The 6,180-nt window shown below is 71.3% G+C and carries 10 protein-coding genes and 1 pseudogene; 6 read left to right on the top strand and 5 right to left on the bottom strand.

The genetic code is table 11. From position 1 onward, the window contains the following. The coding region (locus DIZ27_RS30920) for a zinc ribbon domain-containing protein (protein WP_146229018.1) at positions 1 to 288 on the top strand (288 nt) is incomplete at its 5' end. A gap of 144 nt (positions 289 to 432) precedes the next feature. After that, a complete protein-coding gene (locus DIZ27_RS30915) occupies positions 433 to 717 on the top strand; it encodes a hypothetical protein (RefSeq protein ID WP_109381721.1) in 285 nt (94 codons plus the stop codon). Here DIZ27_RS30915 and DIZ27_RS30910 read toward each other — a convergent pair. The 3 genes and pseudogenes from DIZ27_RS30910 to DIZ27_RS30900 form a co-directional block, all read right to left on the bottom strand. Then, positions 714 to 1,013, bottom strand: a pseudogene (locus tag DIZ27_RS30910) (Tn3 family transposase); the annotation flags it as partial. The gene DIZ27_RS30915 and the pseudogene DIZ27_RS30910 sit on opposite strands and share 4 nt — an antisense overlap. After that, positions 941 to 1,219 (bottom strand): DUF4158 domain-containing protein, encoded by a 279-nt coding sequence (locus DIZ27_RS30905; RefSeq protein ID WP_181383760.1) that lies wholly within the window; start codon positions 1,217 to 1,219, stop codon positions 941 to 943. The gene DIZ27_RS30905 and the pseudogene DIZ27_RS30910, both read right to left, overlap by 73 nt. Before the next feature lie 235 nt (positions 1,220 to 1,454). Beyond that, positions 1,455 to 2,087, bottom strand: coding sequence for a type III effector protein (locus tag DIZ27_RS30900; protein ID WP_109381718.1), 633 nt, complete (start codon positions 2,085 to 2,087; stop codon positions 1,455 to 1,457). A 128-nt stretch (positions 2,088 to 2,215) separates the two neighbouring features. Here DIZ27_RS30900 and DIZ27_RS30895 point away from each other — a divergent pair, with 128 nt between their 5' ends. The 3 genes from DIZ27_RS30895 (at position 2,216) to DIZ27_RS30885 (ending at position 3,635) form a co-directional block, all read left to right on the top strand. Further along, complete coding sequence (locus DIZ27_RS30895) at positions 2,216 to 2,647, top strand: Hsp20/alpha crystallin family protein (RefSeq protein ID WP_109381717.1); 432 nt, start codon at positions 2,216 to 2,218, stop codon at positions 2,645 to 2,647. Between the two features lie 98 nt (positions 2,648 to 2,745). Next, positions 2,746 to 3,141: a DUF2267 domain-containing protein gene (locus DIZ27_RS30890; protein WP_109381730.1), complete on the top strand. Its 396-nt coding sequence runs from the start codon at positions 2,746 to 2,748 to the stop codon at positions 3,139 to 3,141. A 113-nt stretch (positions 3,142 to 3,254) separates the two neighbouring features. After that, positions 3,255 to 3,635: a DUF2267 domain-containing protein gene (locus DIZ27_RS30885; protein WP_375232019.1), complete on the top strand. Its 381-nt coding sequence runs from the start codon at positions 3,255 to 3,257 to the stop codon at positions 3,633 to 3,635. 59 nt (positions 3,636 to 3,694) lie between these two features. On the opposite strand, the gene DIZ27_RS30880 is transcribed toward DIZ27_RS30885, so the two are convergent. After that, on the bottom strand, positions 3,695 to 4,258 hold the full coding sequence (locus DIZ27_RS30880) for a site-specific integrase (RefSeq protein WP_258308618.1): 564 nt from the start codon (positions 4,256 to 4,258) through the stop codon (positions 3,695 to 3,697). An 843-nt stretch (positions 4,259 to 5,101) separates the two neighbouring features. Here DIZ27_RS30880 and DIZ27_RS47590 point away from each other — a divergent pair. Then, a complete protein-coding gene (locus DIZ27_RS47590; protein ID WP_258308614.1) occupies positions 5,102 to 5,392 on the top strand; it encodes a hypothetical protein in 291 nt (96 codons plus the stop codon). On the opposite strand, the gene DIZ27_RS30870 is transcribed toward DIZ27_RS47590, so the two are convergent. Beyond that, positions 5,367 to 6,161 carry an IS6 family transposase gene (locus DIZ27_RS30870; RefSeq protein ID WP_375232017.1) on the bottom strand — a complete coding sequence of 265 codons (795 nt, stop codon included), beginning with the start codon at positions 6,159 to 6,161 and terminating at the stop codon, positions 5,367 to 5,369. The two genes, DIZ27_RS47590 and DIZ27_RS30870, sit on opposite strands and share 26 nt — an antisense overlap. Positions 6,162 to 6,180 lie beyond the last annotated feature (19 nt).

Below are 6,180 nucleotides of genomic sequence, written 5' to 3'. Positions count from 1 at the left end.
GCCCGGTACGGGCGCGTCTTCGTCCGGATCGGCCGCTTCGAGCCCACCTCGCAGGTGTGCTCGCAGTGCGGCGTCCAGGACGGCCCCAAGCCTCTGCACGTCCGCGTGTGGACCTGCGGGGCGTGCGGGGCCGTCCTGGACCGGGACATCAACGCGGCGGTCAACATCGCCAAGGCGGCCGGACTGGCCGTGTCAGCCCGTGGAGCGCAGGTAAGACCGGGACTCGTCCCGGCACCGCGCAGCGAAGCGGGAACCCACCCGACACCGCAGCCTTCCACGGCACGGTAGGCGGGAATCGCCCCCGTTCACGGGGGCGAGGATGTCAATCGAGGTCCCGGCGGTACTGGGGGTCCCAGTAGGAACGGAACAGAGAATCGGCGTAGCTGTCAAAACTTCTGACAATGTGTGAGTGGGGCTGCCAGGGTGGGGCGGGTGAGCGACGACCCGACGATCGGATTCCTGAAGGCGGACGTGGCGCGGTTCTGCGGCGGCCTGGATGAACTGGCCCCGGCGATCCGGCTGCGGCTGGTCGTCCAGCTGCGGGCCGCGCTGGAGGAGGTGACGGATGCGGCCTTGGATGAGGGGATGGCTGCGGCGAAGGCCGAGGGGTGGGGGCTGCGGCAGATCGGTGGCCAGGTGGGTCTGTCGCACGAGAAGGTCCGTTACCGGCTCGCCCAGCGCGCGGGCGGGGACGAGCTGGCTGGGGAGTCCTCCTAGATCGTGATGGAGGCGGTTTCGGGCTTGGCGGTGGAGCGGAGCTGTCCGCCCTGGACCTCGCCTGGCAGTGCGAAGCTGTAGCGGCCGTGGAAGTTGATGTGGGCGAATTTGAGCGGTGAGAGGCGGGCGACGTCCTCGTCACGGACGTGGATGCCCTCGGCCCGCATCTCGTCGATGATCTTCTGGTGGTAGACCGTGTTCCACAGGACGACGATGTTGAGCATCAGTCCCAGTGCCCCGAGCTGGTCTTCCTGGCCCTCCCTGTATGCCTGCCTGAGTTCGCCCTTCTGTCCGTGGGGTTGTTCAGGAAGGTGCCCAGGTAGCGGACGGTGCCGAGCTGGACGGCCCAGCCGATCCTGTTGCGCGCGCCACGGGCGGCCATCGCCCGGCGCCGTGCGGTCTGATCCAGCAGGAAGGACCCGGCGAGCTGTCCCTCGTCCGGGTCCTCGGTGAAGTGACCGAAGCGCCTGCGCTGTTCTTCGCTCAGAAAGTTGGTGGGCACCGGCCTGCTCCTTGATCGTCGGCGTGACTCGCGCGCGACGGTGCCAGGTGCCCTGGGGCAGCGTGAGGCGATCTTCTGTTTAAGCCCAGAGCATCACCCCATGTGATAAACGGGGCAGCCCGGAGGGGAGAAGACATGGCGGTCCCTGCTCACCAGCTCCTCGCGCGAAGAGGCGCAGAGTTGTGCCAAGCGGCGGCAGGCGGATCTCGCGCACGCCTTGGGGCAACGGATGGGTTCAGGGGGGTGTGAGGGTGTCGAGTTGTGCAGCGAGGTCGGGGTGGGTGGTGGTCAGGTGGGGGCGGGTGTCGTTGAGGGGGCGGATGAGCTCGGCGGGGTCGTCGTGGGCAAGGGCCGCGTGGAGCTGGCTGAGCGGGAGGCGGGCCGTGGTGGGCAGATCGGTGAGGGCGGTGATCTGGCCGGCGATGCGGCGCAGGTCGGCTGCGTTGCGGCGGGCCCAGGTGGCTGTGGTGCGTTCGGCGGCGCGGCGTTCGCGGGTGGCCTGGACGCGTTGTTCGCCGGTGGTTCCGGCGGGGCCGGGGCGGCCGCGCAGGTAGCGGCGTTCGGCGGCCTGGCGGCTGGCGACGCCGAGGGGGTGGGCGAGGTCGGCCCAGCTGGCTCCCGCGTGGCGGGCGGTTTCGATCAGGCCGGTCTCCCATCCGGCGAGCTGCTCGCGGACCTGCCGCAGCAGCATCAGGGAGGCCAGCGCCTGCTCCGGCCCGGGGCCGGGCGCATCCGGGGTGTCCAGCGACTCTCGCCGGGCGTTGCGTAGGGCGTCGTCTATGGCGTTAAGGGCTGCCGCGGCGGCGAGGAACGACACCGGGCTGTGGGCATTCGTGCTGGTCGTGGACGGCTCGTCGGCTGTGGTCACGGGCACCTCCCTCTCACTGTCATCTTGTAGACGACATCTTGTTTGTCATCCAATGGATGACATGTTACAACGGTGTCAGTGAGGCGCATTGGCAGCAACTGCCTGAACCTGCTGGAGGTGTTTTCACGATGTTGATGCGCACTGACCCCTTCCGTGAGCTGGACCGGCTGGCGCAGCAGATGATGGGCCCGGGCACCTGGTCCCGCCCGTCGGCGATGCCGATGGACGCCTACCGCGAGGGCGACGAGTATGTGGTGGCCTTCGACCTTCCCGGCGTCACCGCGGACGCGATCGACATCGACGTCGAGCGGAACATGCTGACCGTCAAGGCCGAGCGGCGGCCGGTGGCGAAGGCCGACGACGTGCAGATGGAGCTGTCCGAGCGGCCGCTGGGTGTCTTCTCCCGCCAGATCGTGCTCGCCGACACCCTCGACACCGAGCACATCCAGGCCGACTACGACGCGGGCGTGCTCACCCTGCGCATCCCGATCGCCGAGCGCGCCAAGCCCCGCAAGATCTCCATCGGCGTCGGCTCCGGCCGCAAGGAGATCTCCGGCTGACACCGGCCGGACGGGTGCGGAGGGCGGACACTTGATCTCCCCCTCATCCCGCCCTCCGCACCCCCGTGGGCAGTCCGAAGAAGAAGGGGGCGGCCGAGATGACTCTGCGACGCGAGGCGTTCCTCGGCCACGTAAAGGAACGCGGCGAGTACGACACTTGGGAGGAAGCCGAGCGCGCAGCCCGCGTGGTGCTCGCCCTCCTCGGCGCGCACCTGGTCGGCGACGTCCGCGCCCAACTGGCGGCGCGCCTGCCGGAGGAGTTCGCTCTGATCCTGCTCAACCCGCTGCAGAGCGCCGAACCGCTACCCCCGGAGCGGTTCGTCCGCGCAACCGCCGCGTGGATCGAAGGCGCCACCGAGCAGACCGCCGCCTGGGACGTCAGCGCCGTGCTGTCCACCGTCGCCGACGCCGCCGGCGATGACCTGATGGGCCAGATCCTGCTCCAGCTCCCCGCCGGCTACGACCTGCTCTTCGGCCGCCCCCAGCCCACCTGACCATCCCGCACCCGGTGCCCGAACACCGGCCACAGCAAGAAAGGCAACCACCCCCAGTGATCTCCGACCTGCACACACCGCCCCAGCAGCCGTACGGGACGGCATACGAGCAGATGCTGGAGAAGGTCCGTTACGAGGGCGCCTACCCCACCCGCGAGAAAGCCGACGAAGTCGTCCGCCTCGTCCTCGCCGGACTGGGACGCCAGCTGACCGGCGACGCACGCGTCGACCTGGCCGCCTGCCTGCCCCTGGAGGCCGCACGCGTGCTGACCGCGCAGATCCCCGACACCCAGCCACTGACCGGCTGGGCCTTCGTCAAGGACCTCGCCGCCCGCACCGGCGCCTCCCTGGCCACCACCCGCTGGGACACCGGCTCCGTCTTCTCCGCCGTCGCCGCCTACGCCAGCCCCGACCTGATCACCCGCATCCTCCACCAGTTCCCCACCGGCTACGCCCTGCTGTTCGGCCGCGCCGAACTCACCCCGGCCGCGTAGACGGCGACGTGCGTGCTCGGGGCGGGGCGCGACGACCGCTGCGTCGTTGTCCGCCCTGGTCATGTCCGGCGACGTGCGGCGGGGTCGCGCTCAGCGACGTGTCGGGCGACCGCGTCGACGCCGGGGCGGGCGTACCGCTCCAGTGAGCGGACCGAGGCGTGGCGGGCGCGGGCCAGCAGCATGGGGGTGGAGGTGCCGCCCTCCGCGTCGTGGGTGAGGGCGCTGTGGCGGAGCCGGTGCAGCGTGAAGCCGTCCAGGTCCTCGATGTCCTCGGGTGAGGCGAGCGGGTTGGCCGGCAGTCGGGTGTTCTCCTCGAAGATCTCCTCGGCCCGGCGGTAGGAGAGCCGGGCCCGACCGGTCTCCGGGCACACGTCCAGCGTCGGCGTCCCGGCCGGGGCCCTGCGCCCGGTGAGGAACAGCGGCCCGCGGGTGCGGCCGGCGATGAGGCGGGGCAAGAGCTGGGCGGTGCCGGACTGCCAGTGAATCCACTCGGTCGCCCCGCCCTTGGCGGTGATCTTGCCGCGCTTGTCCTGCGGGTGCAGGTCCTCCACGTTCAGGCACAGCACCTCGTCGGCTCGGGCCGCTGATTCGTAGAGCATCTTCCAGAACGTCTTCTCCCGCAGCGACGCGTCCAGCCGCCACAGGGCGGCGATCTGGTTCGCGGCCAGGGCCTTGGTGCGGTCCGGCGGGGCTGGGCGCCGCTCGATGCCAATCGTCGGATCGCAGGTGATCCAGCCCCGTCGCTGCCTGTGCCGCTCGAAAAGTCGTCGGCGCAGGTGGAAGTGGTGCGGTTCGGCCCTGGGAGCATGTCCGCGTGACCGTGTCCCTGCTGTACCGGGTGGCCCGGAGGCTGCCGTCCGTCCCGTCGGTGCCCCGGCGACACCGGCGCAAGGTCTTCCCGGTCACCCCCGCCACCCTGCCCGCCCGGCACCGCAAACTCGTCGCCGCCACGGGGGATCACACCGCACGCCGATGCCCCGGACACCCACCCACCCCAGCGGCAGTCAGGACGCTCGTGCTGCGGCCGGCCCGGGACAATCCGCGGTGGGGGCACCGGCGCATCCCCGGGGGGAGTCGGCCCGACCCGGGCATCGGATCGCCGCCGCGACGGTGGGGGAGATCCTCCCCGCCGCGGGCACCGGCCCGGCGCCGCGTCGTGCCGGCCCGACCCGGCGCGCGTTCCTGGCCGCCCGGGCCGGGGCATCCTCGCGGCGGCCTTCCTCCATATCGACACCGTGCTCGGCCCGAGGCGGCACGCACCGGCGTTCCCCGGGCACGGCCCGAGGCGCCCGCACCGCACCGAAAGGCACCGCCCGACCCGGGAGGGGCCGTGCCACCGGCGCGGAATCCCGCCGCCGCCCCGGGCCGGCGCAGGGCGGCGGTGCGGTTCCTGCTGGGTGACCGCGACAGCACCTACGGTGTGGCGTGCGACGCGGTCTTCGCGGCCGGGGGGGCTGGAGGTGCTCTTGAGTGCCCCGCGGGCTCCTCGGCTGCACGCCCACGGCGAGAGGATCCTTGGCAGCATCCGCCGCGGGATGCTCGACCACCTCCTGATCGTGAACGGGGCCCCCGTCCGCCACGTCCGGGCCGCCCGCCCACGGCACTTCACCGCGTACCGCCCTCACCGGGCCCGTCGCCGACTACCGCCCGACGCCGAGGAACGGTCCGGCGTTGCAGGGCACGCCCGCGAGGTCCGCCGGGTGCTGCGGACCCGGCTCCTCGGCGGCGTGATCAGCGAGTACCGCTGCACCGCTTGACCGGCGACGACGACTTTTCGAGCGGCACAGGCTCCGTGCCGGCCCTGGGTAACGCCGCTGTGGGTACAGCGACCGTGCCGGTGACCTGGGCCCAGATCGCGAAGCAGATGGTCATCTCCAGGCGGTGTTCGGCGGCGGTGAGCAGGTGGCGCCGGGGCCTGAAGTGCGGTGAGATGCCGCTGAACACAGACAGGAACCGCTGTGTCCCGGTGGCGGAGCGGAAGCCCTTCATGGCGCGTTCGCGCTGCCGGGTGGGCTGGTGGCTGTTCTCCGCCCGGTTGTTGAGGTACTTCGACTGCCGGTGCTCGACGGAGGGCATCAGCTCCCGGTGGGCGGCGCCGTAGGAGCGGAGCTTGTCGGTGACCAGCACCCGTGGCACCCGGCGCTGTTTCCTTATCAGCTTGGTCAGGAACCGCTTCGCAGCCTTCGCGTCGCGCCGGGACTGCACGAGGATGTCCAGCACGGTGCCGTCCTGGTCGACGGCCCGCCACAGGTAGTACTGCACCCCGTTGATCTTCACGAAGACCTCGTCCAGGTGCCACCTTTCACCGGCCCGCGGCCCGCGGCGGCGAAGCCCGGCGGCGTACTCGGGCCCGAACCTGGCGCACCACTGCTGGACCGTCTCGTAGGAGACGATCACGCCTCGCTGGAGCAGCAGCTCCTCGACCTCCCGGAAGGAGAGCGGGAAGCGGTGGTACAGCCACACCGCGTGCGCGATGATCTCCGCCGGGTAGCGGAAGCCCTTGTACGACGGAGCTGCGGCCTCCATGCTGTCCCTCCCCGGACCC

This window comes from Streptomyces sp. NWU339, from assembly GCF_003143855.1.
In the GTDB taxonomy this organism is placed as follows: domain Bacteria; phylum Actinomycetota; class Actinomycetes; order Streptomycetales; family Streptomycetaceae; genus Streptomyces.
Note: the sequence above shows the minus strand (reverse complement) of the source record. Positions and strands in the feature narration are given on the sequence as shown.

What these genes read in the sequence shown, in the direction of transcription:
- DIZ27_RS30895 (WP_109381717.1), top strand. Translation starts at nt 2,216, where the DNA reads ATGTTGATGCGCACTGACCCCTTCCGTGAGCTGGACCGGCTGGCGCAG.
- DIZ27_RS30870 (WP_375232017.1), bottom strand. Translation starts at nt 6,161, where the DNA reads ATGGAGGCCGCAGCTCCGTCGTACAAGGGCTTCCGCTACCCGGCGGAG.
- DIZ27_RS30885 (WP_375232019.1), top strand. Translation starts at nt 3,255, where the DNA reads ATGCTGGAGAAGGTCCGTTACGAGGGCGCCTACCCCACCCGCGAGAAA.
- DIZ27_RS30890 (WP_109381730.1), top strand. Translation starts at nt 2,746, where the DNA reads ATGACTCTGCGACGCGAGGCGTTCCTCGGCCACGTAAAGGAACGCGGC.